Raw genomic sequence first — 25,498 nt, 5'->3', positions numbered from 1 at the left:
TGACTCCTTCCCACCACCCGCCGGTACCCCCGAGGGGGTCCGATGAGGCTGGTCTTCGCCGGTACCCCGGAACCGGCCGTGCCCGCGCTGCGCGCCCTGCTCGACTCCGGCCGCCATGAGGTCGTCGCCGTGGTGACCCGGCCCGACGCCCAGGCCGGCCGTGGCCGCAAGGTGCTGCGCTCACCCGTCGGCGCGCTCGCCGACGAGCACGGCATCGAGGTGCTCACCCCGGCGCGCGCCGGCGACCCGGATTTCCTGGCCCGGCTGACCGAACTGGCCCCGGACGCCTGTCCCGTGGTCGCTTACGGCGCGCTGCTGCCGCAGGCCGCGCTCGACATCCCGGTGCACGGCTGGGTGAACCTGCACTTCTCGCTGCTGCCCGCGTGGCGTGGCGCGGCGCCGGTGCAGGCGGCGGTCCGGGCGGGCGACGAGATCACCGGCGCCTCCACCTTCCGGATCGTCAAGGAACTCGACGCCGGACCGGTTTTCGGCGTGGTGACCGAGAAGATCGCCGCCACCGACACCGCCGGGGAACTGCTCGGCAGGCTCGCCGAGTCCGGCGCCCGGCTGCTGTTGTCCACAATGGATGGCATCGAGGACGGCAAGCTGACCGCGGTCCCGCAGACCCCGGAGGGCCTCAGCTACGCGCCGAAGATCTCCGTGGAAGACGCGCGGGTCTCGTTCGAGGACCCGGCCATCGCGGTGGACCGGCTGGTCCGCGCGGTCACCCCGGATCCCGGTGCCTGGGCGGAGTTCCGCGGGGAGCGGGTCAAACTGGGACCGGTGTCGGTCGCGGAAGACCCGGACGAGCCGCTCGCGCCGGGTGAGCTGCGGGTGGAGAAGAAGCGGGTGCTCGCCGGGACCGCCACCAGACCGGTGGTGCTCGGCCAGGTGCAGGCGCAGGGCAAAAAACGAATGGCTGCCACCGATTGGGCGCGCGGCACGAGGATCGAGCAGGGAGAGCGCCTGACATGAACAGCCAGCCCCACCGCGGTGAGCGCGGCGACCGTGGTGACCGCGCCGACCGCGCCGACCGCGGGGAGCGGCGCCCGTCGAGGCCGCAACGCGGCCGTCCGGCGCCGCGCAAGGACGGACCGCGCCGCCCGCCGCCCGAGGACCCCGCCCGCCGGGCCGCGCTGGACGTGCTCCGCGCCGTCCGCGAACGCGACGCCTACGCGAACCTGGTACTCCCGGATCTGCTGCGCGAGCGCCGGATCAAGGGGCGCGACGCCGCGCTCGCGACCGAGCTGACCTACGGCGCCTCCCGGGCGCAGGGCCTGCTCGACGCGGTGATCACTGCCTGCCTCGACCGGCCGCTGTCCAGAGTGGACGGTGTGGTGCTGGATGGCCTCCGGCTGGGTGCCTACCAGTTGCTGCGCACGCGGATCCCCGAGCACGCCGCCGTGACGTCCACTGTGGACCTCGTACGCGCGGACGCCGGTTCGCACACCGCCGGTTTCGTCAACGCCGTGCTGCGCGCGGTCTCGGCCAAGGACGAGGCGGCCTGGCTCGACGAGCTCGCGCCGTCGCCCGACGAGGATCCGATCGGCAACTTCGCGCTGCGCACCGCGCACCCGCGCTGGGTCGCCCGTTCCTTCGCGGAAGCGCTGGGGGACAAGGGACCCGAGCTGGAAGCGGCCCTCGCCGCCGACGACGCGCGACCCGAGGTGCACCTGGTCGCCCGTCCGGGTGAGATCTCCGCCGACGAACTGGCCGCGATCACCGGCGGCGACCCGGCGCCCTACTCGCCCTACGGCGTGCGGCTGCCCGCCGGTTCCGGTGACCCCGCCGACGCCGAACCGGTGCGCGAAAAGCTGGCCGCCGTGCAGGACGAAGGCAGTCAGCTGTGCGCGGTCGCGGTGACCAGGGTCCCGGTCGACGGCCGTGACGAGCGCTGGCTCGACCTGTGCGCGGGACCGGGCGGCAAGGCCCTCATGCTCGGCGCGCTCGCCGCGTTGTCCGGCGCCACCGTGGACGCGGTGGAAAAGGCGCCGCACCGGGCGAACCTGGTCCGGAAGTCGACCGAGGGCCTGCCGGTGACCGTGCACGTCGCCGACGGCCGCGAACCCGAACTGGAAGAGGGCTACGACCGCGTCCTGGTCGACGCGCCGTGCAGCGGCCTCGGCTCGCTGCGCCGCCGTCCCGAGTCACGCTGGCGGCGCCAGCCGTCGGATGTGGCGGACCTGACCAAGCTGCAGGCGGAACTGCTCGCCTCCGCGCTGAAGCTGGTGCGGCCCGGCGGCATCGTCACCTACGTGGTCTGCTCGCCGCACCTCGCCGAGACCGAGGGCGTGGTGGGGGAGATCGCCCGCCGCGCCAAGGCCGAGACGCTCGACGCGCGCGAGTTCTTCCCCGGCGTGCCGCAGCTCGGTGACGGGCCGTACGTGCAGCTGTGGCCGCACCGGCACGGCACCGACGCGATGTTCTGCGCGGTTCTGCGCCGTCCGGAGACCGCCTGATGGATCGAGTGCTCGGGCTCGTCGGCAGTTCCTGCGGCGGCCTCGACACCCGCTTCCGCACCGAACTCGCCGAACCGGCGGCCGCCCGCGGCTGGCGGCTGGCCATCACGCTCACGCCGACCGCGTCGCGCTGGTTGGACTCGGCCGGCGAACTGGAGCGCCTGCGGGAACTGACGGATCTGCCCGTCCGGTCGGTCTCACGGCTGCCCGGTGAACCACGGCCGCACCCGGATCCGGCGTACTTCCTGTTCGCGCCGGCGTCGGCCAACTCGGTGGCCAAGCTGGCGCTGGGCCTGGCCGACAACCAGGCGCTGACCGTGCTCGGCGACGCGCTCGGTGAACCTGGCGTGACCATCGCGGTCGGCTACCAGGTGCGGGACGCGCGGTTCGCGCACCCGGCGTGGCAGGGGCACCTGGCCGCGCTCGGCGGCGCGGGCGTGCGGTTGAACCGGTTGGACCACGGCGGCCCGTGGACCGGCGTACTGGACGAACTGGACGCTTGACCTCAAGTAAACCTGAGCTCCTACGGTCGTGCCGAGACCACTCGAGACGATCTTGGAGCCAGTCATGCACGCGATCCGCCAGCACGAGTTCGGCCCGGCCGAGACCCTCCGGTACGAGGAAGCGGAGAACCCGAAGCCGGGGCGCGGGCAGGTGCGGATCAGCGTCCGCGCGGCCGGGGTCCACCTGCTCGACACCGCGCTCCGCAAAGGTATCGGCGGCGGGCCGATGCCGCTGCCCGAACTGCCGATGACCCCGGGCCGCGAGGTAGCGGGCGTGGTCGACGGACTCGGCGAGGACGCCGACCCCGGCTGGCTGGGCAAGCGGGTGGTGGCCCACCTGGGCGCGGCCAGCGGCGGGTACGCCGAACTCGCCGTCGCGCCGGTCACCTCGCTGCAGGAGATCCCCGACGGCGTCACCGACGAGGGCGCGGTCGCCACCATCGGCACCGGCCGGACCGCGATGGCCGTGCTGAACGACGCCAAGATCACCGCCACCGACGTCGTGCTCGTCACCGCGGCGGCGGGCGGCATCGGCAGCTTCGCGGTGCAGTCCGCGCACAACGCCGGCGCCTTCGTCATCGGCCTCGCCCGCGGTGAGGAGAAGCTGGCGATCGTCCGCGAACTCGGCGCCGACCTGGTCTTCGACTACAGCGAGGACGGCTGGGCGGCGCGGGTCCGGGAAGCGCTCGGCGACCGTGAAGTGACCGTGGTGCTGGACGGCGTCGGCGGCGGCCAGGGTCGTGAGGCGCTGGGACTGCTCGGCGTGGGCGGCAGGCTGGTCATGTTCGGCTGGTCGGCCGGCGAGCCACTGGAGTTGTCCGCAATGGACTTCTACGGCCGCGGGCTGACTGTCTCGGTGCCGATCGGCCAGCGGATCATGCGCACGCCCGGCGCGATGCGCGCCCTGGAGGACCAGGCGCTCGCCGAGGTCGCGGCCGGCCGGATCGTGCCACTGGTCAACGAGCCGATCCCGCTGGCCGAAGCCGCGCGGGCGCACACGGAACTGGAGCACCGCCGGACCGTCGGCAAGGTCGTCCTCCGGCCCTGACCGGGCGTGTCCCACCCGTGACGTGAGCATCGCAGCATGCGAGACGGACGCCAGGGCACGACCTCCTAGACTGCGGGTCGTGGCACATCGACCCTTGATCGCACCCAGCATCCTCTCCGCCGACTTCGCCCGGCTCGGCGCGGAGATCGAAGCCGTGGCCGGGCACGGCGAGACCCGGGCCGACTGGGTGCACGTCGACGTGATGGACGCGCACTTCGTCCCGAACCTGACCCTGGGCCTGCCCGTGGTGCAGTCGCTGCTCAAGCACACCGACCTGCCGCTGGACTGCCACCTGATGATCGAGGACCCCGACCGCTGGGCGATCGGGTACGCCGAGGCCGGCGCGCACAACGTGACCGTGCACGCCGAGGCCGCGGGCGATCCGGTGAAGCTGGCCAAGGACCTGCGGGCGGCCGGGGCGAAGGCGGGCCTGTCGATCAAGCCCGGCACGCCGCTCGAGGACCACCTCGACACGCTCAAGCACTACGACACGCTGCTGGTCATGTCGGTTGAACCGGGCTTCGGCGGGCAATCCTTCATCGCCGACGTGCTGGAGAAGGTGCGCACCGCGCGCCGCCTGGTCGACACCGGGCACCTCAAGCTGCTCGTGGAGATCGACGGCGGGATCAACGCCGACACCATCGAACAGGCCGCGGAGGCGGGGGTCGACTGCTTCGTCGCGGGCTCCGCGGTCTACGGCGCCGGGGACCCCGGCAAGGCCGTGGCCGCCCTGCGCGAGCAGGCCGCCCGGGCCGCCGGGCGCTGAGGCGAGAAACAACAGGAGGCCGTTCAAGTGTTCACCGGAATCGTCGAAGAGCTCGGCGAGATCACCGCCGTGGAGCAGCTCACCCACGCCGCCCGGCTGGCCGTGCGGGGGCCGGTGGTCACCTCGGACGCCAAGCACGGCGACTCCATCGCGGTCAACGGCGTCTGCCTGACCGTGGTCGAGGTGAGCGGCGACACGTTCACCGTGGATGTGGTGCACGAGACACTTCAGCGCTCCAGCCTGGCCAAGGTCGCCAAGGGTGACCGGGTCAACCTGGAGCGCGCGACCGCGCTGGGCGACCGGCTCGGCGGGCACATCATGCAGGGTCACGTGGACGGCACCGGGGTGTTCCTGTCCAGGGACCCGGACGGGCTGACCCACTTCGCGCTGCCGCCCGCGCTGGCCAGGTACGTGGTGGAGAAGGGGTCGATCGCGGTGGACGGGGTGTCGCTGACCGTGGCCGCGATCGGTGCCGAGGAGTTCTCCATCGCGCTCATCCCGACCACGCTCGAGCTGACCACTCTCGGCAGGCGGGAACCGGGCGATTCGGTCAACCTCGAGGTCGACGTGCTGGCGAAGTACGTGGAGAAGCTGGCTGCGCCACATCTGCCGACGGCCGGGACGCACACGGTGGACAATGGCGGTACTGACGGCGGCACCAAGGAGCAGCGCGGATGAGTGAGATCGACGAGTGGGCGCCGGCGAGCGGACAGACCCCGGCCGGACCCGGCGCGCACGCCGCCGCGATCGACCGGGCGATCGCCGACATCCGGGCGGGCAAGCCGGTGGTCGTGGTCGACGACGAGGACCGCGAGAACGAGGGTGACCTCATCTTCGCCGCGGAGAAGGCCACGCCGGAGCTGCTCGCGTTCATGGTGCGCTACACCTCGGGCTACGTCTGCGTCGCGCTGACCGAACAGGACTGCGAGCGCCTCGACCTGCCGCCGATGTACCACACGAACCAGGACCAGCGCGGCACCGCGTACACGGTCACGGTGGACGCCGCCGCGGGCATCAGCACCGGCATCTCGGCCGCCGACCGCTGTCACACGATCCGGTTGCTGGCCGATCCGAAGTCCGATTCCACCGACTTCCGCCGCCCCGGCCACGTGGTGCCGCTGCGTGCGAAGGAGGGCGGCGTGCTGCGCCGGCCAGGGCACACCGAGGCGTCGGTCGACCTGGCTCGACTCGCCGGGCTGTCACCCGCCGGGGTGCTCTGCGAGATCGTGTCGCAGAAGGACGAGGGCGACATGGCCCGCCGCGACGAGCTCGAGGTGTTCGCCGCCGACCACGACCTGCAGCTGATCACCATCGCCGACCTGATCGCCTACCGGCGGCGGACCGAGAGCCAGGTCGAGCGGGTGGCCGAGGCCCGCATCCCGCTGGCCCACGGCACCTTCCGCGCGGTCGGCTACGACAGCCTGCTCGACGGCATCGAGCACGTCGCGTTCGTCTACGGTGACATCGGCGACGGCGAGGACATCCTGGTCCGCGTGCACTCCGAGTGCCTCACCGGCGATGTGTTCGGCTCGCTGCGCTGCGACTGCGGCCCGCAGCTCGACGCCGCGCTCGCCGCCGTGGCGGAGGAAGGCCGCGGGATCGTGCTCTACGTGCGCGGGCACGAGGGCCGGGGGATCGGCCTGCTGCACAAGCTGCAGGCCTACCAGTTGCAGGACGCCGGGGCCGACACGGTGGACGCGAACCTGGCGCTCGGCGTGCCCGCCGACGCCCGCGACTACGGCACCGGCGCGCAGATCCTGTGCGACCTCGGCGTGAAGTCGATGCGGCTGCTGACGAACAACCCGGCCAAGCGCGTCGGCCTGGAGGGCTACGGCCTGCGCGTGACCGGCCGCATGCCGCTGCCGATTTCGCCCAACCCGGAGAACCTGCGCTACCTCAAGACCAAGCGCGACCGGATGGGGCACGACCTGTCCCAGCTGGAGCACTTCGACGACGTGGGCGCTGTCGGCGCCGTGGGCGGCGACGACGTGGTGAACGGGGGTGGCGGCCGGTGAGCGGGGAAGGACGGCCGTCCAACGGGTTCGACCTGAGCGAGTGCGCGAACCTGCGCCTGGCGATCGTGGCCACCAAGTGGCACGAGGAGATCACCGGCAGCCTGCTCGAGCGCGCGCTGGCCACCGCCCGCGAGGCGAAGCTGGAGGAGGAGCCCACCGTGGTCCGGGTCTCCGGGGCGGTGGAACTGCCGGTGGTCGCGCAGGCGCTGGCGCGCACGCACGACGCGGTGGTCGCGCTCGGCGTGGTGATCCGCGGCGGGACGCCGCACTTCGAGTACGTGTGCGACGCGGTGACCGCGGGGCTGACCAGGGTGGCGCTCGACGAGAGCACGCCGGTCGGCAACGGGGTGCTCACCTGCGACACCGAACAGCAGGCACGGGACCGGGCCGGGTTGCCCGGCTCGGCCGAGGACAAGGGCGCCGAGGCGACCGTGGCGGCGCTGGACACCGCGCACGTGCTGCGTGGCCTGCGGCAGCCGTGGACCGAACGAGGATTCGTGTGACCGGGACGAGCGTGACTGGAACGAGGATGACCACCGAGCCGGCCAGTGTGACCGTCCGCCCGCGCCGGGCGGTGTGGATGTGCGGCGCGCTGGCACTGCTGCTGATCGGCGTGTTCACCACGGTGGCCCTGCTGCTGCGCAACTCCGACACCGGGGTGATCTTCCAGACCGCCGACCAGGTGGCGATGATCGGCATCGGCGTGCTGCTGGCCGGGCTGACCATGCTCTTCGCGCTGCCGAGGGCGACCGCCGACGCCGAGGGTGTCACCGTGCGCAACGTGCTGGGCTCGAAGCGGTTCTCCTGGTCGGACGTGCTGTCGGTGAGCTTCCCCGACGGCGCGTCCTTCGCGCGGCTCGAACTGCCCGAGGACGAGTACTACTCGGTGCTCGCCGTGCAGGCGGTCGACCGGGATCGGGCGGTCGCGGCGGTGCGTGCGCTGCGCAAGCTGCACCGCCGGTTCCACGCCGAGAACGAGGCCGGCTCAGAGGGCTAGAGCCCGAGGTCGGCTAGAGCTCGAGGTCGACGACCACCGGTGCGTGGTCGGAGCCGCCCTTGCCCTTGCGTTCCTCGCGGTCGACGTAGGAGTCGGTGATCGCGCCGGCGAACCGCGGGTCGGCGAGCACCAGGTCGATGCGCATGCCGCGGTTCTTCGGGAAGGCCAGCTGGCGGTAGTCCCAGTAGGTGAACGGCTGGTCGTACTTGAGCGGCCGCGGCAGCACGTCGGTCAGCCCGGCTTCGAGCACCCGGCCGAGCGCCTCGCGTTCCGGCGCGGTCACGTGGGTGGAGTCGGTGTAGGCGGCGATGTCCCAGACGTCGGTGTCGGCGGGCGCGATGTTGAAGTCGCCGAGCACCGCGAACGGCAGGTCCAGCTTCTTCTCCGCCTCGACCGTCTCGCGCAGCGCGTTCAACCAGCGCAACTTGTAGTCGTAGTGGGTGTGCCCCGGCACTCGCCCGTTCGGCACGTACACCGACCACACCCGCACCCCGCCGCAGGTCGCACCGATCGCCCGCGGTTCGATCGCGTCCTCGTAGCTCGGCTGGTCGGCCAGTCCGCGCTGGACGTCGTCGAGGCCGACGCGGGAGAGGACCGCGACGCCGTTCCACCGGCCGACGCCGTAGGCCGCGGTCTCGTAGCCGAGCGCCCGCACCTCTTCGTGCGGGAAGGCATCGCTGTCGCACTTGAGTTCCTGGAGGCACAGCACGTCGGGCTGGTTGGACTCGAGCCAGTTCTGCAGCCGCGGCAGCCGGGCGCCGACGGAGTTCACGTTCCAGGTGGCGATGCGCATGCGCCCATTGTCCAGACCGGCCCCGGGCATGGGAACGGCCGCCCCCGCCGGGTCGGTGCCCGGCGGGAGCGGCCGCGGATCAGGGGCGGGCGTGCCGGACTCAGACGCCCGCGGTCTGGCTGATCCAGGAGCGGCTGCTGGCCACGCTCGCGTAGTTGTTGGTGCCGGTGGTGTTGCTGCCGTCCTGGTTCTGCACGGTGGACGCGACCCCGACCTGCTTGCCGCCGGCGATCTGCGGGCCGCCCGAGTCGCCCTTCCACGCCGAGCCGTTGACGCCCTCGCTCTGGATGGCCGGGCCGCCGTAGGCGTCGGTGGACTGACCGGTCACGGTCACCTTGGCGGTCTTGAGCACCGGCGAGGCCGGGCCGGTCGGGGTGGTGCGGCCCCAGCCGTAGATGTCGTTCGTCGAGCCGACGGCCGGGTCGGCGTCGCCCAGGGTGATGAACTCGGCCTCGATCGGCGTGGTCAGGTGCAGCAGCGCGATGTCGCCGGCGGGGGAGACCTCCTGCTGGTCGACCGTGGCCTCGGTGCCGGAGCCGAGGTCGTTGCTGCCGACCTTGACGCTCATCGAGTCACCCAGGCAGTGCTCCGCGGTGAGCACCCACTCGGCGGCGATGATGCTGCCGGAGCAGTTGAAGTTGCCGCCCACGTAGATCTGCGCGCCCCACGGCACGGCGGGGGCGGTCTCGCCGCCGACGATGAACGGCTGGACCTCGTCGGCACCGGCGACACCACCGGCGAACAGGGTCATGGCGAGCGTGGCGGACGCCGCGCAGGCGGCGCCAAGGGTACGGACTCGGCTCACGGGCGAGGTCCTTTCGAAAAACCGGCTTCCGGGACCACCGAGGATTCGGCGTTGCGGCGGAACGTAATCGCCCGCGTCACACCGCAGATACCGACGATCGTCGGATGGTGGCGACTTACCTACGGAAGGAGGTAATTTTCCTACCACGCGTCATAGGGCCACCCGGTCCGGTGGAAACAGAGATCATCCCGGCGGGTGAGGGCCGGGGGTGCGTCAGAGTGTCGGGGTGGCGCCATAGGCTTGTCTTCGTGGCTGACCCGTCGACCTACCGCCCCTCGCCGGGGAGCATTCCCGACGCCCCCGGCGTGTACAAGTTCCGCGATTCCACCCAGCGGGTCGTCTACGTCGGCAAGGCCAAGAGCCTGCGCAGCCGGCTGAACTCCTACTTCGCCGACCTGTCCGGGCTGCACCCGCGCACCCGCCAGATGGTGACCACAGCGGCGAGCGTCGAGTGGACCGTGGTCGGCACCGAGGTCGAGGCGCTCCAGCTGGAGTACAACTGGATCAAGGAGTTCGACCCGCGGTTCAACGTGCGTTACCGCGACGACAAGAGCTACCCGGTGCTCGCGGTGACCCTGCACGAGGAGTTCCCGCGGCTGCACGTCTACCGCGGTTCGCGCAAGCGCGGGGTGCGGTACTTCGGCCCGTACGCGCACGCGTGGGCCATCCGCGAGACGCTCGACCTGCTGCTGCGCGTGTTCCCGGCCCGCACCTGCTCGGCCGGGGTGTTCCGGCGGCACACCCAGATCGGCAGGCCGTGCCTGCTCGGCTACATCGGCAAGTGCTCGGCGCCGTGCGTGGGGCGCGTCTCCGCCGACGAGCACCGCGACATCGTCGAGGACTTCTGCGACTTCCTCGCCGGGCGCACCGACCTGATGATGCGCCGCCTGGAACGCGAGATGGCGCAGGCGTCCGAAGAGCTGGAGTTCGAGCGGGCCGCCCGGCTGCGTGACGACCTTGGCGCGCTGCGCCGCGCGATGGAGAAGCAGGCGGTGGTGCTCGGCGACGGCACCGACGCCGACGTGGTCGCCTTCGCGCACGACGAACTGGAGGCCGCGGTCCAGGTCTTCCACGTGCGCGGCGGCCGGGTCCGCGGGCAGCGCGGCTGGGTGGTCGACAAGGCCGAGGAGATGGACGTCCCGGCGCTGGTCGAGCAGTTCATCGCGCAGTTCTACGGCGAGCAGGCCGAACTCGAACCCGGCGAGGACGGCACGGGCACGCCGGTGCCGCGTGAACTGCTGGTGCCCGAACTGCCCGCCGAACCCGAGGCGGTGGAGGAGTGGCTGACCGGCCTGCGCGGCGCCAAGGTACGCATACGGGTCCCCCAGCGGGGTGACAAACGCGCGCTCGCCGAAACCGTGTCCCGCAACGCCCAGGAGGCGTTCACCCAGCACAAGCTGCGCCGCGCCGGTGATCTCACCGCCCGCTCGGCCGCCCTCGCCGAGCTGCAGGAACACCTCGCGCTGGACTCCGCGCCGCTGCGCATCGAGTGCGTGGACATCAGCCACATCGCCGGGACCGACGTGGTCGCCTCGCTGGTGGTCTTCGAGGACGGCGTGCCGCGCAAGTCCGAGTACCGCCGGTTCGCCCTGCGCGAGGCCGCTGACGAGGGCGATGTCGCCTCGATCGCCGAGGTGGTGCGGCGCCGGTTCGCCCGCTACCTGAAGGAGACGGCCGAAGGCGCGGGCCAGCCGGGACCCGAGGGCCCGGCGCCCGGGATCGACCCGGAGACCGGCCGCCCGCGGAAGTTCGCCTACCCGCCGAACCTGCTGGTCGTCGACGGTGCCGGACCCCAGGCCACGGCCGCCGCGGACGTGCTGGCCGAGCTCGGCATCACCGACGTCGCCGTGGTCGGGCTGGCGAAACGGCTCGAAGAGGTGTGGCTGCCCGCCGATCCGGACCCGGTCATCCTGCCGCGGACCTCCGACGCGCTGTACCTTCTGCAACGCGTGCGCGACGAGGCGCACCGGTTCGCGATCAGGTACCACCGCGAGAAGCGGTCGAAGCGGCTGCAGGTGTCCGCATTGGACGGTGTGCCGGGTCTCGGGCAGGCTCGCCGGACCGCGTTGATCAAGCACTTCGGTTCGGTGAAGAAACTGAAGCAGGCCACTGTGGACGAGATCTCGGGAGTGCCCGGCGTCGGCAGGCGCACCGCGCAGGCGGTGCACGCCGCGCTGGCCGGGGAGACCACCACCACCGGTAGAGAAGGGGAAACGGGCACGTGAGCGGGGAGCAGGAGAACAGGGAGCACACCTCCGGGATGGAGGTGGCGGTGGTCAGCGGCCTGTCCGGGGCCGGGCGGAGCACCGCGGCGAAGTGCCTGGAGGACCTCGGCTGGTTCGTGGTGGACAACCTGCCGCCGGAGCTGATCGCCACCATGGTCGAGCTGGGCGCGCAGGCCCGCGGCGCGATCACGAAGGTCGCGGTGGTGATGGACGTGCGCTCGCGCGCCTTCACCGACGACCTCGCCTCGGTGATCAAGGACCTCGACGCCCGCGGCTACAAACCGAGGGTGCTCTTCCTCGAGGCCACCGACGCGGTGCTGGTGCGCCGGTTCGAGGCGGTCCGGCGCGGGCACCCGATGCAGGGCGACGGCAGGCTGGCCGACGGCATCACCGCCGAGCGCGCGCTGCTGGCGCCGCTGCGCGAGGAAGCCGACCTGGTGCTGGAGACCTCGGCGCTGTCGGTGCACGAGCTGCGCGCCAAGATCGAGGACGCGTTCGGCTCGGAGGCGAGCACGCAGACCAGGGTCACCGTGCTGTCCTTCGGCTACAAGTACGGCCTGCCGATGGACGCGGACCTGGTGATGGACGTGCGCTTCCTGCCGAACCCCTTCTGGATCCCGGAACTGCGCGAGCACACCGGCCTCGACGGCGAGGTGCGCAACTACGTGCTCAGCCAGGAGGGCGCCGAGGAGTTCCTCGACCGCTACCATCAGCTGCTGCGCCTGGTCGGAGCCGGCTACAAGCGCGAGGGCAAGCGGTACCTCACCCTCGCCGTCGGCTGCACCGGCGGCAAGCACCGCAGCGTCGCCCTGTCCGAGGAACTCGCGCGACGACTGTCCAATGAGGACGGGATGGCGGTCAAGGTCGTGCACCGCGACCTCGGCCGCGAGTAAGGAGCGAAGTTGCGCGCTGTCGCGCTCGGTGGCGGGCACGGACTGCACGCCACCCTCACCGCGTTGCGGCGGATCACCGAGGACGTCACCGCGGTGGTCACCGTCGCGGACGACGGTGGTTCGTCGGGACGGCTGCGCCGGGAGCTGGGGCTGCTGCCGCCCGGCGATCTGCGGCAGGCGCTGGCCGCGCTGACCGCCACCGAGGACGGCGGCACCCTGTGGGCGGAGGTGTTCCAGCACCGCTTCGGCGGCAGCGGCGCGCTCAACGGCCACGCGGTGGGGAACCTGCTGCTGGCCGGGTTGTTCGAGGTGCTCGGCGATCCGGTCGCCGCGCTGGACGAGGCGGTCCACCTGGTCGGCGCGTCCGGTCGGGTGCTGCCGATGTGCCCGGAGCCACTGGAGATCGAGGCCGAGGTGACCGGGCTGGAGAACGGCGCGGTCAGCCGCATCCGCGGTCAGGTCGCGGTGGCCAGCACCCCCGGTCAGGTCAAGCGGATCACCCTGCGCAACCCCGGGCGCCCGTCGGAGCCCCCGGCGGCGTGCACCGAAGCGGTGGACGCCGTGCTCGGCGCGGACGCGGTGTTCCTCGGCCCGGGATCGTGGTTCACCAGCGTGCTGCCACACCTGCTGGTGCCCGGGTTGCACGACGCGCTCGTGGCGACGAAGGCGACCAAGGTGGTGATCCTCAACCTCATCCCGCAGCCGGGGGAGACGGCTGGCTTCTCACCCGAACGGCATCTGCACGTACTCTTCGAGCACGCGCCACAGCTGAAGGTGGACGTGGTGGTCGCCGACCGCGACTGGGTGCCCACCCCGGTCCGGTTGCGCCAGGCCGCCGCGGAACTGGGCGCGACAGCGCATCTGGTTTCGATCGCCGATCCCGACGTGGCGGGCAGGCACGACCCGGACGCGCTGGCGAAGTGCGTGCGAGAGGCACTCGGTCTGGCGGACCGGGGCGAACAGGCAGAGCAGGAGGGGCAGGGGCGATGGCGATGACCGCGTCGGTCAAGGACGAGCTGAGCCGGCTGGAGATCACCAAGGTCGGGCCGCGGCGGTCGGAGGTGGCCTCCCTGCTGCGGTTCGCCGGCGGCCTGCACATCGTCGCCGGCCGGGTCGTGGTCGAGGCCGAGCTGGACACCGGTTCGGTGGCGCGGCGCCTGCGCAAGGAGATCCACGACCTGTACGGGCACCTGTCCGACGTGCACGTGATCTCGTCCAGCGGGTTGCGCAAGGGCACCCGGTACGTGGTGCGCGTGGTCAAGGACGGCGAGGGACTGGCCCGGCAGACCGGGCTGATCGACCAGCGCGGCCGCCCGGTGCGCGGGCTGCCCTCGGCGGTGGTCTCCGGTGGCGTCGCCGACGCCGAAGCCGCGTGGCGCGGGGCTTTCCTGGCCCACGGCTCGCTGACCGAACCGGGGAGATCGTCCTCTTTGGAGGTCACCTGCCCCGGCCCGGAGGCGGCGCTGGCACTGGTCGGCGCGGCCCGGCGGATGGGCATCCAGGCGAAGTCGCGGGAGGTGCGCGGCGCGGACCGCGTGGTGATCCGCGACGGCGACGCGATCGGCGCGCTGCTGACCCGCCTCGGCGCGCATTCGAGCGTGCTGAAGTGGGAAGAACGGCGGATGCGCCGGGAGGTGCGGGCCACCGCGAACCGGCTGGCGAACTTCGACGACGCGAACCTGCGGCGCTCGGCGCGGGCCGCGGTGGCCGCCGCCGCGCGGGTGGAGCGCGCGCTGGACATCCTCGGCGACTCGGCGCCGGACCACCTGCTCGCCGCGGGCAGGCTCCGCCTGTCCAACCGGCAGGCCTCGCTGGAGGAACTGGGGCAGCTGTCCGATCCGGTGATGACCAAGGACGCGGTGGCCGGGCGGATCCGCCGCCTGCTCGCGATGGCCGACAAGAAGGCCCGCGAGCAGGGCGTGCCCGACACCGAATCGGCGGTCACCGCGGAGATGCTCGAGGAAGAAGAGGCCTGAGCCCGGGGACCGGCTGGGGTGGTCCGCCGCCGCTCAACCACCCCAGCCGTCCCGAGATCTCATCCCGGAAGACGGTTTCCTGTCAACGGGTACGAAGGCGTTCACCCAGCGCGACGCCGCCCGGTCAGTCGGCGACGTCGGCGTGGGCGAGCACCTTGGTGATCTTCGCCCGGACGAGGTATTCGCCGGGCACGGCGTTCCGCTCGCCGAAGGCCGCGCCCCGCTCCTCGCCCATGTACCGGACGCCGATCCTGGTGGCCCACTCCAGCATCTCGTCGAGGTCCTCGCGCAGTGTGGCTTCCGCGGTGAACTGCAGGTAGGAGTACGGCGGGCGCTGGTCGTCGACGCACAGCGAGAACCGCGGGTCGCGCCGGAACGCCTTGCCCTTGAGCGAATCCCGCCCGGTGTTGAAGATCAGCTCGTCGTAGCCGGGCCCTTCGTTGAGCACGAACCAGATCGGCGTCACGTGGGGTGCACCGTTCGCCCGCACCACCGCCAGCTTGCCCGTCCGCGTGCCTTCGCTCGCGAACGCCCACCACTCTTCCCTGCTCATCTCACGCATGGCGCAGACGCTACCGATGCGCCCGCCGGCGCGCCCGTCGCGGACGGCTAACCTGGCTCGCTGTGCACACCGAAGAGCTGATCACCGCGGGTGCCGCCGACGAAGGGCTGACCCGGCGGCTGAAGGCGCTCGCCTGCACCGCGCCCCTGCACGACCTCGACGCGCGCAAGGCCAAGCTCGACTGGGCCGACGCCACGGTCTACCAGATGGCCGAGATCGCGCTGCACACCATCGACCAGGTCACCATCGCGATGGACTTCGACACCGGCGCGGACCACCACCAGGTGGCCGAGCGCCTGCTGCCGTTCATCGCCGCGCAGGCCCCGGACCGCCCGGCCGCCGAGCACACCAGGGTGGCGCGCTGGGTGCTGGACAACCTGATCAACGTCGGCACCACCGACCGCGGGTTTCGCCGGGTCTACGGCTCGGTCGCCGCGGACGGCCGCTACCAGCGCCGCGCCTTCGACTTCAAGCTGCTGGTCGAACTGGCCGCACCGGACGGCGAGGTGTACCTGCGCGCCACCGACGAGGCGATCAACGTGCTCGTCGGCGCGCTCGACACCGACGTCGAGTCGGCGCAGATCGCCGCCGAGGTCAAACTGGAGAACCTGATCAGCCGCGGCAGGCTGGCCGACGCCAAGCTCGCCGCCGAGCAGGCGCGCTACCGGACCGTCCAGTACGGCGAGACGCTGCGCGCGAAGCTGGACGCCACCCGCCGCGACGTGCGCGCGGTCGACTGGGAGCGTGAGATCCCGGACCTGCTCGACTCCGCGCTCAGCCACATCGAGTCCCGGTTCCGCGCGGAGAACGCGATCCTGAAGAACATCACCGCGGCCCGTGACGAGGCCGAGGACCCGGTGCACAAGCGCCGCGCGGCCGAGCTGGTGGACATCGTCGGCGACTGCATCCGGCGCCACACCCAGCTGCAGTCCCGGCTGCAGGCGGCGGGCGCGGTCTTCCGCGCCGAACAGGACCGCCAGCAGTTCTCCGGCCCGCCGCAGCGCGCCGCGATCGACCTGTTCGGCCAGCTGCTGGTGCCGACGCTGGGCCTGCCGCTGGCCGACGCGGTCGAGCCGATGCGCCGCTACTTCCACGCCGGCACCGGGGTGAGCGTGCCGGTGGTGCCGTCGCTGTCCGCGCTGGTCTCGCTGCTGCTGCGCCCGGCGCCCGAGCGCGATCAGCTGGTCGGCGAGGTGCCCGAGCCGGAGCTGCTGCCCGCCGAGGACACCGACCGCTACTCCGACGAGCAGTGGCGCCAGGCCGACGAACTGCTCACCCTGCCCGAGGTGCCCCGGCGGCTGTCCGGGCTGATCGAGGAGGCCCGCAGGCTGGACCCGGCTCTGCCGCGCCTGGTCGCGCTGCGCGCGGTGCACGCCTATGGTCCGGAGGTCGGCGCGGCGATCCGCCAGGGGGAGCGGCGGGTACTGCTGGCGGTGGACGACGGCACCGAACTCGACGATCCGGAGTTCGGCGGCTCGGACCTGCTGCTGATGACCGCACAGGTCGACCAAGGGGACGAGAACCCGGGGGAAGACACGGAGGGGGTCGCGTGAGCGCGCTGACCAACGACGCCGAAGCGGCGGCGAGGCTGATCTCGTTCGGCATGCGGCCGAAACAGCTGCCCGCCCGCGACGTGGTCTACGGCGACCTGGTCCGGCGTTACGGCGAGGACAGCGCGTTCAAGCAGCTGACCCACGCCGTGGCCGCCGGGCTCGGGCTGATGGTGCTGGAGGTGAGCACGGCCGCCGGTGCCGTGCTCGCGGCCACCGACGAGTCGGTGTTCGAGATCAAGATGGACAGCTACGCGCGTCAGAGCAAGATCCGCGAGCGCCGCGACACCGAGAAGGTCCTGCACGGGCTGATCCACCTCGCCGCCGCCGCGCTCGGTTTCCCGCGCCCGGACGACCTCGCCAACGACACCTACATCGGCCGGGTCAGCGTCGAGCAGGTCGACGGCATGGTCCGCGAGGCCTGCCGCATCCTCGACGAGCGCGCGGCCGCCGCCGAAGCCAACAACGACCCGCTGGCCGACGCGCCCGAGCTGGAACAGGCGTGGCGCGCCTACGCCCGGCGCCCGGCCGCCGCGGCGACCAAGGACGGCAGGCTCGCCCCCGACACCACCCGCGGCATGGTCGCCCGCGCCCTGCGCTTCCTCGCCGACCAGGGCTTCCTGGTGCAGGTCAGCGCCGAACAGGGCGGCACCTACCGGACCACCCCGCGGTACCAGATCCAGGTGCGCGAACTCGCCGCCGACCTGGCCTTCGAGGAACTGCTGGCCCTCGGCGTGCTCGAGGTCGCCGACGGCGGCGGCACCCTGCGCGCGACCATCTCGGACACCCTCCAGTAACGGAAACCACTGCCATGTATGAGCTTTCGCGTGTGCGCCTGCATTCGGTCGGCCCGGCCGGTGCCCGCTACCAGGACGTCGTGCTGGACTTCAGCGGCGTCGGCGAACCGGTGACCACCCCGCGCCAGGACGCCCTGTTCGCCGCGGGCATCCACTCGGCCGAGACCGGTCCGGTGCGGCGGCCCTCGCCGGCGAGCGTGCTGTTCCTGGAGAACGGCGGCGGCAAGTCGGTGCTGATCAAGCTGATCTTCTCGGTGATGCTGCCGGGGCGGCGGCAGGTGGTCGGCACCACCAGCACCCGCGTGCTGGAGAAGTTCGTGGCCGGCAAGGACGTGGCGCACGTGGTGCTGGAGTGGCAGCACACCGAGACCGGCGAGCGGGTGATCACCGGGAAGGCCTCGGAGTGGCGCGGGCACGTGGTGTCCTCCGATCCGGCGAACCTGATCGACTCCTGGTACTGCTTCCGCCCCGCCACCTCGCTCGGCCTGGACTCCCTGCCGCTGACCGAGGACGGCAGGCTGCTCACCCTGTCCGGGTTCCACGACCGGCTCGCGAAGGCACACGCCGACACCCCGGAGCTGGAGCTGTACTGGACGCGGCGGCACAGCGACTGGACCGGCAGGCTCGATCAGCTCGGCCTGGACACCGAACTGTTCCGCTACCAGCGCGCGATGAACGCCGGTGAAGGCGAGGCGGCCGACGCCTTCACCTTCGGCACCGACGAGGCGTTCGCCGAGTTCCTGCTCAAGGCCGTGCTGTCCGAGGACGAGCCGAAGGAACTCGCCGAGGTACTGGCCACCTACGCGGAGAACCTGGCTCAGCGCGGCGATCTGATGGCCGAGCGGGACTTCGTCGCCGGCGCGCTGGAATTGCTGGGGCCGCTGGCCGACGAGGAGTCGCTGGCCGCCGCCTCCCGCAAGCTCGCCGCCACCGCGCGGGCCGAGCTGGCCGAACTGGCCGGGATGATCGCCGCGCGCGAGAAGGTGGAGAGCGACCGGCTGGAGGTGCTCGAAGCCCACGTCGACGAGCTCAAGACCGCCGAGAAACTCGCCGAAGGGGACCACCGCAGGCTCACCGCCACGGTGACCGAGCTGCGGCGCGTGGTCGCCGGGATGCGGCTGGAAGAGGCCACCGAGACCCGCAAGCGGATCGACGAGTCGTACACCGAGGCCAAGGTCGAGGCTGAGGCGTGGCGCGAGACCACCACGGTTCTCGCGCACCTCAACGCCTCGCGCAAGGCACGCGACATCCGCGAACTGGTCGGGAGCCGCGAGCAGAAGGCGCAACCCGCGCTGGAGGCGAAGAACGCCGCCGCGACGGCGTTCGCCCGCGGGCTGCTGGCGCTGGCCAAGGACGCGCAGGGGCAGGCGGACGCGGCCGACAAGGCGGCGAAGGCGCTGCTGGCCGAGGCCGAGCGCGCCCAGCAGGACCGCGACGAAGCGACCGCCACCGCGGCGACCAGGCGCGCGGAGGCCGACGGGCTCGCCGGGCGCATCGCCGAGGTGCGGGCGGAGATCGCCGACGCGGTCCGCGACGGCCTCCTGGCCGATGCCGCCGAAGTGGCCGAAAGCACGCGGATCGCCCGTGCGGCAGCCGAAACAGCGGCTTCGGAGCTGGACGGCCGGGAAGCGGAACTGGAGGCGGTCGCCGAGGAACTCGGGGCCGCGCAAGCCGCCGCGAACGAGGCGCACCAGGCCGCCGGTTCCGCCCGCGACCGGCACGAACGCGCGGCCGAGGAGCTGGAACGCGCCACGCGCCGCACCGACAGCCTGGCCGCCGAGCCGCGCTTCGTCGAGCTGCTCGGCACCGAGGACGTGCAGCTGGAGACCGATGTCCCGGCACTGACCGACCGCCTGCGTGAGGCACGGGCGACGGCCGAACGCGAGCAGACTTCCTTGCGCATGGCCGAATCCGCCGACGAGCGCATCCTCGCCGCACTGGGTTCGGGTGGCCTGCTGCCGCCGCCGGAAGAGGTGCAGGCCGCGCTCGACGCACTGGAGTCCGCCGGGATCACCGCGTGGTCCGGCTGGCGTTATCTGTCCAAACTGGACGGGAAGAAGCGTGCGGCCGTGCTTTCCCGTGCCCCGCAGCTGGTTTCCGGGGTGCTGCTCAACGAGGCGTCGCAGGTGGACCGGGCACGCGAGGTGCTCACCGGGCTGAAGCTTCTGCCCAGCGCGATGATCGCGGTCGGCACCACGGCCGCCCTCGCGGGATCGTCCGAAGGCGGCTCGTCGTCCGGTGGTGTCGAATTCGTCGTCCCGCCCAATCCGGCCATGTACGACGAAGACGCGGCCGACGCCGAACGCCGGGCGGTCGCCGAACGCCACGCCACCCGGTTGCGCCGACTGTCCGCTTTGGACGAAGCGATCACCGCCGACGGGGCCCTGTTGTGGAAACTGGCCACCTGGCGCGAGGACTACCCGCCGGGCGCCATGGCGAACCTGGCCGAACGGGCACAGTCGGCGATCACCGCTCGCGACAACGCGGAGAAGGCATTGGTGACGGCGAACGCCGAACTGGAACGCCTGACCGCCAAACGGGTCTCCCTGCGGGAACGCGTCCCGGAGCTGCGTTCCACGCTCGCCGCGGCCGAGGACCGCGCCCGGCGGCTCGACGCGCTGGCGGTCCGGTCGGCGAAGATCCCGCAGTGGACCGAAGAGGCCGAGCACGCGCGCGAAATCGTCGAGCGGGCGGAGGCACAGGCCAAGGAATCCGGGGCCAAAGCGGCGAAACTGCGTGAACAGGCCGGTGAGGAGCAGCGCACGGCCGACGGCCACCGGCGCACCGCCTCCGGCGCGCGGTCCGAACTCGCCGAGGTGCCGGGTGCCGGCTCGGTGAGCGAAACGGACCCCGCCCCGGCGGAGCCGGTCGACGCGCTGCGCCGGACCTTCGCCTCCGCCGCCGAGGCCTACGCCAAGGTCGAGGTCGGCAGCGACCTGCGCGCCGAGCTCGAGCAGGCCGAAAGCGCCGAGGCGAACGCCCATGCCGCGGTGGAGGCGCTGGAGGACCCGGTGCGGGCCCGCGCCGCCGAGCTGCTGGAAACCCCGGACGGCTCCGACGCCTCCGCCCGCGCCGCCGCGCAGGCGCGGGCCGGTCGTGCGGTCGCCGCGCTCGAAGAAGAACGCGCCGAGGTGATCGCCGAGGTCGCCACCAGGAAGGCCGAACTCGAGCAATTGCCGCGGCAGACCGGCGCGGCCGGATCCGGCGACCGCCCCCGCGACGTCGAACACGGCCGGGAACTCATCGACGCGGCGAGTGCGGAAGTTTCCGCCGCCGCCCGCAAATGGGAAGACCTCACCCGCCGGCGCGCCGACGCGGCCGAAACCTTCGAATCCGCGAAGAATTCCTCGGCCGGTTTCGGCCTGCTCGCCGAATCGCTGGCGAACCTCGTTCCCGACGGCGAACCCGCCCGGATTTACGACGGCGATCTGGAGTCCGCGCGCGCCCGGCACCAGGCCCTCAATTCGACCTGGACCGGTGCCGGGGAAGCGGTCGAGCACGCCGAAAAACGCGTCCGGGAACAGGCCGACGCGCTGGCCCAGTACGCTACCGAGAAACGGTTCGAGAAGCTCGGCACCCCGGTGCGCCAGCAGGTCATTTCCGTCAAACGGGACAGCCTGCCCGGCCACGCCGCGGAATGGGCCGAAGCGCTGCGGCCCCGCCTGCGCACGCTCACCGACGACCTCGCGCAGATCGACCGCCACCGCTCCGGCATCGTCGCCCGCCTGCAGGGCATGGTGGACGGCGCGCTGCGTACGCTGCGGTCCGCACAGCGCGTTTCCCGGCTGCCCGACGGCCTCGGCGACTGGTCCGGCCAGGAGTTCCTGCGCATCCGGTTCACCGAACTGGAGGACAACCACCTCGCCGAACGCCTGGGCGAGGTGGTCGACGAGGCCGCCGTCGGCAAGACCAGCGACGGCCGCGACGTCAAGCGGGACGGCATGTCCCTGCTGCTGCGCGCGGTGCAGGCCGCGGTGCCCAAGGGGTTCCGCGTCGACATGCTCAAGCCGGACTCGGTGCTGCGCACCGAACGCCAGCGCGTGTCGGAGATCAGGGACGTGTTCTCCGGCGGGCAGCAGCTGACCGCGGCGATCATCCTCTACTGCACGCTCGCCGCGCTGCGGGCGAACAACCGGGGCCGCCTGCGCAACCGCCATTCCGGGGTGCTGTTCCTGGACAATCCGATCGGCCGGGCGTCGGCCGGATATCTGCTGGAACTGCAGCGCGCGGTGGCCGACGCGCTCGGTGTCCAGCTCATCTACACCACCGGGTTGTTCGACGCCGGGGCGTTGAGCGAATTCCCGCTCATCGTGCGCTTGCGCAATGACGCGGACCTGCGCGCGGGCCGCAAGTACCTTTCGGTGGACGCCACGATCCGCCGCGAAGTGGACGAACTCGGTGAGCCGGATGGCACAGCGCGCCTTTCCGCGGCACGCATGTTCGTCCGCGGCGGGTGAAAGCATTCGAAACCTGCTGAAGTCGTCAGGCAAACGGGTCAAGATCAGGGCGCGCCCTTGCCGGTGAACCGGCTGCGGCGCTACCGTCCGGCTCGGTTTCGCGGCCAAAGCGCGGAACGCCTGATACGGGGAGAACACCAGCAGTGATTCCGGCCGCAGCCGAACGCGCCGCGAGCACCGAAAGGGCTGCCAGCGATCCGACCGGAGCCACCGGAGCCACCGGAGCCGGTCCGGGGCCGGCGCGGTGACCGCTCCGCTGGCCGATGATCTGTTCTTCCTCGCGCACGACGATCGCACCGGGAAACGGCGGCTCAACGAACGGGACGCCGGGTTCGGCCTGGCCGGCGCGGTGCTCGCCGAACTGCTGCTGGCCGGGCGCGTCACCGTCGAACACGGGCGGGTGCGGGTGCTCGACCCGCGCCTGCCGCGCTGCGAAGTGCTGGGCCCGGCGCTGAAGGACATGGTCGCCGAACCGGAGTCGCGCGTGGTTCGCGACTGGCTGCGCTACCTCGGGCGCACCGCCTACGAATCGGTGGCGCGGCGGCTGCTGGGCAGCGGTCAGCTGCGCGTGGTCAAGTCCCGGCTGCCGTGGCGGCCCGACACCTACGAACCGGTCGACATCAACGCCGCGGCCTGGCCCGCCGCCCGCCTGTCCGGCCCGATCGCGCGGCTCGACCCGGTCGACACCCTCGACGTCGTGCTCTCCGGGCTGGTCATCGCCACCGGGCTCGACCGGTACGTCTTCTACACCGCCTCACCGGACGCCCGGCAGTACCTCGAGCGGCTGGTCATCGAACTCCCCGCGCCGTTGCGGGTGCTCGTGCTGGAAACCGAAACGGCCGTCGGCGACGCCGTGCTCCACCACCGCATGTAGGTCCCCACCCCTCCAGGAGAGCGACGATGAACGATCGACCAGCCAGACCCAGTCCCGTCTCCCAGGCACTGGCTTCGGACCGGCTCGGCGCTTCGGCCGTGGTCTTCTTCGTGATCAGCGCGGCCACCCCGCTGACCGTGGTCGCCGGGGTGGTCACCACCGGGTACGCCACCACCGCCCTGATCGGCATCCCGGTCGCGTTCGTGGTCATCGCGCTGGTGCTGGCGCTGTTCTCGGTGGGGTACGTGGCGATGGCCCGGCACGTGGCGATCGCCGGCGCGTTCTACGGCTTCATCAGCCGCGGGCTGGGCAAGCCGTTCGGCGTCGGCGCGGCGTGGATCGCGTTGCTGTCCTACAACCTGCTGCAGGTCGGGCTCTACGGCGCGGCGGGCGTGGCGGCCGCGCCGCTGTTCCGCGAGTGGTTCGGCACGGACCTGCCGTGGTGGCTGTTCGCGCTGGCCGCGTGGGTGCTCGTCGCCGCGCTCGGGCTGCAGCACGTGGACGTCAACGGCAAGGTGCTCGCCGTGCTGCTGGCCGCCGAGGTGGCGGTGATCGCGGTCTACAGCGTGTCCAATGTGGCCAACCCGGCGGGCGGGGAGGTCAGCTTCGCCACGCTGGCGCCCGCCGAGCTGTTCGGCCCGGGCGCCGGCGCGATCCTGGCGCTCGCGGTGCTGGGATTCGTCGGGTTCGAGTCCTCGGTGGTGTTCAGCGAAGAGGTCCGGAACCCGCGGCGCACGGTCGCCGTGGCGACCTACGTCTCGCTCGCCGCGATCGGCGGGCTCTACGCGTTCGCGTCGTGGGCGATGAGCGTGGCCACCGGGCCGGACCGCATCGTCGGACAGTCGCAGGCCCAGAGTTCGGAACTGCTGTTCTCGCTGGCCGATTCACAGCTCGGGCACGGGATGGCCACCGCGGGCCGGGTGCTGTTCGTGACCAGCATCCTCGCCGCGATGATCTCCTTCCACAACACCATCGCGCGCTACACCTTCGCGCTCGGCCGCGAAGGCGTGCTGCCCGCCGCGCTGGGCCGGACCTCGCCGCGCACCGGTTCGCCGGTGGCCGGGTCGATGATCCAGAGCGGGGTCGGGCTGGCGGTGATCGGCCTGTTCGCGCTGGCCGGCTGGGATCCGCTGGTGCACCTGTTCTTCTGGGGCGGCAATTCCGGCGGCCTCGGCGTCCTCGTGCTGATCGTGGCGACCTCGTTCTCCGTGGTGCTGTTCTTCGCGCGGCAGCCGTCGGGGGAGAACCTGTGGCGGCGGCTGATCGCCCCCGCCCTCGCCTCGCTGGCCGTGCTGGTGGTGCTCGTGCTGGTGCTGGCGAACTTCGGGACGCTGCTGGGCGTGCCGCCGGAGTCGCCGCTGCCGTGGCTGGTGCCGGTGATCCACGGCCTGGTCGGGCTCGCGGGCGTGCTGTGGGCGCTGGTGCTGCGCATCCGGCGGCCGCAGGTGTACTCCGCGATCGGCCTCGGCGCGAAGAACAAGGCACTGGCCGGGCCGGAGGACTACCGGGGGACCCACCTGTGACCGGGACGACCGCGATCCGCCGCGCCCGCGCCGCCGAAGCCGGGCGCGTCGCCGGCCTGATCGCCACCGCGTTCGAATCGCTGGACGTGTCGAAGTGGCTGGTGCCCGACCCGCACCCGCGCCGGGCGACGCTGGCCGGGAACTTCCACATCCTGGTGGACCACGTGCTGGCGCACGGGCACGTCGACCTGCTCGGCGACCACGCCGCGGCGGTGTGGCTGCCGCAGGAGGCCGGCGTCGAACTGCCACCCCCGCCGGACTACGACGCCCGGCTGCTGGCGGCGTGCGGCCCGTACACCGACCGGTTCCGCGCACTGGACGACGCCTTCGAGGCGAGTCACCCGCATGAACCGCACCACCACCTGGCGTTCATGGCCGTGCACCCGGACGCGCAGGGTCAGGGCCTCGGCACGACGCTGCTGCGGCACCACCACCGGGAACTGGACGCCGCGGGCACGGCCGCCTACCTGGAGGCGAGCAGCCTGCGGGCCGCCGCCCTCTACGAACGGGAGGGCTATCACTTCCGCGGCGAGCCGTTCCACCTCCCGGACGGCCCGCCGATGTACCCGATGTGGCGGGACCCGGCCTGAGTCAGGCCGGGTCAGTCCTTGCGGCCGCTGACGGCGAGGCTGGTGCCCAGGCCGATCATCACCAGCCCGCCGGTGCCGCCGATCAGGGACAGGCGCCGCGGTGAACCGGCGAACCACGAGCGCGCGGTCCCGGCGACGAACGCCCACGCCGAGTCGCACAGCAACGCGGTCACCGGCAGCAGGATGCCCAGCACCAGCATCTGCGCGGGCACCGAACCGGCGCCCTGGTCGACGAACTGCGGCAGCACCGCGGCCAGGAACACGATCGACTTGGGGTTCGCGAACCCGACCACCAGGCCGTCGCGGACCACCCGCCACACCGGGGCACGCGTCTCCGGCACGTCGCCGTCGAAGGCCGCCGCCAGCGACCCGCGGTGCCGGAACGCCTGCACTCCCAGGTAGACCAGGTAGGCCGCACCGGCGAACTTGATCGCGGTGAACACCGCGGCCGAACCCTCGACGAGCGCGCCGAGCCCGAAGGCCACCCCGACCACCTGCAGGTACACCCCGGCGGCGTTCCCGGCGACGGTGAGCAGCGCGTCGCGGCGCCCGGCGGTGAGCGCCCGGCTGATGGTGAACAGCACGCTCGGCCCCGGCACGATGACCATCAGGAAGGTGAGCGCGGCGAAGGCGGCGAAGTGACTGACGGAGACCATGCCGGAGGC

The 25,498-nt window shown here is 72.2% G+C and carries 23 protein-coding genes; 19 read left to right on the top strand and 4 right to left on the bottom strand.

Translation table 11 applies throughout. The annotated features are described in order from the left end of the window. The first annotated feature begins 42 nt into the window (after nt 1-42). The 9 genes from fmt (at nt 43) to JOM49_RS33155 (ending at nt 7,788) form a co-directional block, all read left to right on the top strand. Complete coding sequence (gene fmt, locus JOM49_RS33195) at nt 43-975, top strand: methionyl-tRNA formyltransferase (RefSeq protein ID WP_209668109.1); 933 nt, start codon at nt 43-45, stop codon at nt 973-975. Next, a complete protein-coding gene (locus JOM49_RS33190) occupies nt 972-2,459 on the top strand; it encodes an RsmB/NOP family class I SAM-dependent RNA methyltransferase (RefSeq protein WP_209668108.1) in 1,488 nt (495 codons plus the stop codon). The genes fmt and JOM49_RS33190 overlap by 4 nt, the downstream gene beginning before the upstream one ends. After that, the gene (locus JOM49_RS33185) at nt 2,459-2,962 is read left to right on the top strand and encodes an HFCD family protein (protein WP_209668107.1); all 504 of its coding nucleotides are present in this window, start codon (nt 2,459-2,461) and stop codon (nt 2,960-2,962) included. Before JOM49_RS33190 ends, JOM49_RS33185 begins: the two co-directional genes overlap by 1 nt. A 64-nt stretch (nt 2,963-3,026) precedes the next feature. Then, nucleotides 3,027-4,010, top strand: coding sequence for a zinc-binding dehydrogenase (locus JOM49_RS33180; protein WP_209668106.1), 984 nt, complete (start codon nt 3,027-3,029; stop codon nt 4,008-4,010). A 94-nt stretch (nt 4,011-4,104) separates the two neighbouring features. After that, nucleotides 4,105-4,776: a ribulose-phosphate 3-epimerase gene (rpe, locus tag JOM49_RS33175; RefSeq protein WP_209671896.1), complete on the top strand. Its 672-nt coding sequence runs from the start codon at nt 4,105-4,107 to the stop codon at nt 4,774-4,776. Between the two features lie 27 nt (nt 4,777-4,803). Further along, complete coding sequence (locus tag JOM49_RS33170; protein ID WP_209668105.1) at nt 4,804-5,454, top strand: riboflavin synthase; 651 nt, start codon at nt 4,804-4,806, stop codon at nt 5,452-5,454. Continuing rightward, complete coding sequence (locus tag JOM49_RS33165; protein ID WP_245369553.1) at nt 5,451-6,791, top strand: bifunctional 3,4-dihydroxy-2-butanone-4-phosphate synthase/GTP cyclohydrolase II; 1,341 nt, start codon at nt 5,451-5,453, stop codon at nt 6,789-6,791. Before JOM49_RS33170 ends, JOM49_RS33165 begins: the two co-directional genes overlap by 4 nt. Further along, nucleotides 6,788-7,294 carry a 6,7-dimethyl-8-ribityllumazine synthase gene (ribH, locus tag JOM49_RS33160; RefSeq protein ID WP_209668104.1) on the top strand — a complete coding sequence of 169 codons (507 nt, stop codon included), beginning with the start codon at nt 6,788-6,790 and terminating at the stop codon, nt 7,292-7,294. The genes JOM49_RS33165 and ribH overlap by 4 nt, the downstream gene beginning before the upstream one ends. Nucleotides 7,295-7,320: 26 nt before the next feature. Then, nucleotides 7,321-7,788: a PH domain-containing protein gene (locus tag JOM49_RS33155; protein WP_209668103.1), complete on the top strand. Its 468-nt coding sequence runs from the start codon at nt 7,321-7,323 to the stop codon at nt 7,786-7,788. Between the two features lie 13 nt (nt 7,789-7,801). Here JOM49_RS33155 and JOM49_RS33150 read toward each other — a convergent pair whose 3' ends face one another. After that, nucleotides 7,802-8,581 carry an exodeoxyribonuclease III gene (locus JOM49_RS33150; protein WP_209668102.1) on the bottom strand — a complete coding sequence of 260 codons (780 nt, stop codon included), beginning with the start codon at nt 8,579-8,581 and terminating at the stop codon, nt 7,802-7,804. 100 nt (nt 8,582-8,681) lie between these two features. Beyond that, on the bottom strand, nt 8,682-9,386 hold the full coding sequence (locus tag JOM49_RS33145) for a S1 family peptidase (RefSeq protein ID WP_209668101.1): 705 nt from the start codon (nt 9,384-9,386) through the stop codon (nt 8,682-8,684). 248 nt (nt 9,387-9,634) lie between these two features. On the opposite strand from JOM49_RS33145, the gene uvrC reads away from it, so the two are divergent. Genes uvrC through whiA form a run of 4 tightly spaced genes read left to right on the top strand, consistent with a single transcriptional unit; the run spans nt 9,635 to nt 14,480 of the window. Next, nucleotides 9,635-11,611, top strand: a complete 1,977-nt coding sequence (gene uvrC, locus JOM49_RS33140) for an excinuclease ABC subunit UvrC (RefSeq protein WP_209668100.1) — start codon at nt 9,635-9,637, stop codon at nt 11,609-11,611. A 35-nt stretch (nt 11,612-11,646) separates the two neighbouring features. Continuing rightward, the gene (gene rapZ, locus JOM49_RS33135) at nt 11,647-12,504 is read left to right on the top strand and encodes an RNase adapter RapZ (protein ID WP_113691204.1); all 858 of its coding nucleotides are present in this window, start codon (nt 11,647-11,649) and stop codon (nt 12,502-12,504) included. A gap of 9 nt (nt 12,505-12,513) precedes the next feature. Beyond that, complete coding sequence (locus JOM49_RS33130) at nt 12,514-13,500, top strand: gluconeogenesis factor YvcK family protein (protein WP_209668099.1); 987 nt, start codon at nt 12,514-12,516, stop codon at nt 13,498-13,500. Further along, entirely contained in the window at nt 13,491-14,480 is a 990-nt protein-coding gene (gene whiA / locus JOM49_RS33125) for a DNA-binding protein WhiA (RefSeq protein ID WP_209668098.1), read from the top strand. The genes JOM49_RS33130 and whiA overlap by 10 nt, the downstream gene beginning before the upstream one ends. Nucleotides 14,481-14,604: 124 nt before the next feature. Here the strand turns inward: whiA and JOM49_RS33120 are convergent, their stop codons facing one another. Further along, a complete protein-coding gene (locus tag JOM49_RS33120; protein WP_209668097.1) occupies nt 14,605-15,042 on the bottom strand; it encodes a PPOX class F420-dependent oxidoreductase in 438 nt (145 codons plus the stop codon). Between the two features lie 62 nt (nt 15,043-15,104). Here JOM49_RS33120 and JOM49_RS33115 point away from each other — a divergent pair, with 62 nt between their 5' ends. The 6 genes from JOM49_RS33115 to JOM49_RS44205 all read left to right on the top strand — a co-directional run bounded on the left by JOM49_RS33115 (nt 15,105) and on the right by JOM49_RS44205 (nt 24,833). Next, nucleotides 15,105-16,595, top strand: coding sequence for a hypothetical protein (locus JOM49_RS33115; protein WP_209668096.1), 1,491 nt, complete (start codon nt 15,105-15,107; stop codon nt 16,593-16,595). A 50-nt stretch (nt 16,596-16,645) separates the two neighbouring features. Continuing rightward, nucleotides 16,646-17,389, top strand: coding sequence for a hypothetical protein (locus tag JOM49_RS33110; RefSeq protein ID WP_209671892.1), 744 nt, complete (start codon nt 16,646-16,648; stop codon nt 17,387-17,389). A gap of 14 nt (nt 17,390-17,403) precedes the next feature. Beyond that, complete coding sequence (locus JOM49_RS33105) at nt 17,404-21,846, top strand: hypothetical protein (protein WP_209668095.1); 4,443 nt, start codon at nt 17,404-17,406, stop codon at nt 21,844-21,846. Between the two features lie 244 nt (nt 21,847-22,090). Beyond that, on the top strand, nt 22,091-22,720 hold the full coding sequence (locus JOM49_RS33100) for a GOLPH3/VPS74 family protein (RefSeq protein ID WP_209668094.1): 630 nt from the start codon (nt 22,091-22,093) through the stop codon (nt 22,718-22,720). 26 nt (nt 22,721-22,746) lie between these two features. After that, complete coding sequence (locus JOM49_RS33095; RefSeq protein ID WP_209668093.1) at nt 22,747-24,243, top strand: APC family permease; 1,497 nt, start codon at nt 22,747-22,749, stop codon at nt 24,241-24,243. Further along, nucleotides 24,240-24,833 (top strand): GNAT family N-acetyltransferase, encoded by a 594-nt coding sequence (locus tag JOM49_RS44205; RefSeq protein WP_209668092.1) that lies wholly within the window; start codon nt 24,240-24,242, stop codon nt 24,831-24,833. The genes JOM49_RS33095 and JOM49_RS44205 overlap by 4 nt, the downstream gene beginning before the upstream one ends. 11 nt (nt 24,834-24,844) lie before the next feature. On the opposite strand, the gene JOM49_RS33085 is transcribed toward JOM49_RS44205, so the two are convergent. Next, the gene (locus JOM49_RS33085; protein WP_209668091.1) at nt 24,845-25,489 is read right to left on the bottom strand and encodes a LysE family translocator; all 645 of its coding nucleotides are present in this window, start codon (nt 25,487-25,489) and stop codon (nt 24,845-24,847) included. Between the last annotated feature and the right edge of the window lie 9 nt (nt 25,490-25,498).

It is taken from the genome of Amycolatopsis magusensis (genome assembly GCF_017875555.1).
Lineage (GTDB): Bacteria > Actinomycetota > Actinomycetes > Mycobacteriales > Pseudonocardiaceae > Amycolatopsis > Amycolatopsis magusensis.
The sequence above is the reverse complement of the archived record's forward strand: the minus strand, read 5'-3'. Positions and strand labels throughout refer to the sequence as shown.

Coding starts and splice junctions, on each gene's coding strand:
- fmt (WP_209668109.1), top strand. CDS start 43: ATGAGGCTGGTCTTCGCCGGTACCCCGGAACCGGCCGTGCCCGCGCTG.
- JOM49_RS33190 (WP_209668108.1), top strand. CDS start 972: ATGAACAGCCAGCCCCACCGCGGTGAGCGCGGCGACCGTGGTGACCGC.
- JOM49_RS33185 (WP_209668107.1), top strand. CDS start 2,459: ATGGATCGAGTGCTCGGGCTCGTCGGCAGTTCCTGCGGCGGCCTCGAC.
- JOM49_RS33180 (WP_209668106.1), top strand. CDS start 3,027: ATGCACGCGATCCGCCAGCACGAGTTCGGCCCGGCCGAGACCCTCCGG.
- JOM49_RS33165 (WP_245369553.1), top strand. CDS start 5,451: ATGAGTGAGATCGACGAGTGGGCGCCGGCGAGCGGACAGACCCCGGCC.
- JOM49_RS33155 (WP_209668103.1), top strand. CDS start 7,321: ATGACCACCGAGCCGGCCAGTGTGACCGTCCGCCCGCGCCGGGCGGTG.
- JOM49_RS33150 (WP_209668102.1), bottom strand. CDS start 8,581: ATGCGCATCGCCACCTGGAACGTGAACTCCGTCGGCGCCCGGCTGCCG.
- rapZ (WP_113691204.1), top strand. CDS start 11,647: ATGGAGGTGGCGGTGGTCAGCGGCCTGTCCGGGGCCGGGCGGAGCACC.
- whiA (WP_209668098.1), top strand. CDS start 13,491: ATGGCGATGACCGCGTCGGTCAAGGACGAGCTGAGCCGGCTGGAGATC.
- JOM49_RS33120 (WP_209668097.1), bottom strand. CDS start 15,042: ATGCGTGAGATGAGCAGGGAAGAGTGGTGGGCGTTCGCGAGCGAAGGC.
- JOM49_RS33110 (WP_209671892.1), top strand. CDS start 16,646: ATGCGGCCGAAACAGCTGCCCGCCCGCGACGTGGTCTACGGCGACCTG.
- JOM49_RS33105 (WP_209668095.1), top strand. CDS start 17,404: ATGTATGAGCTTTCGCGTGTGCGCCTGCATTCGGTCGGCCCGGCCGGT.
- JOM49_RS33095 (WP_209668093.1), top strand. CDS start 22,747: ATGAACGATCGACCAGCCAGACCCAGTCCCGTCTCCCAGGCACTGGCT.
- JOM49_RS33085 (WP_209668091.1), bottom strand. CDS start 25,489: ATGGTCTCCGTCAGTCACTTCGCCGCCTTCGCCGCGCTCACCTTCCTG.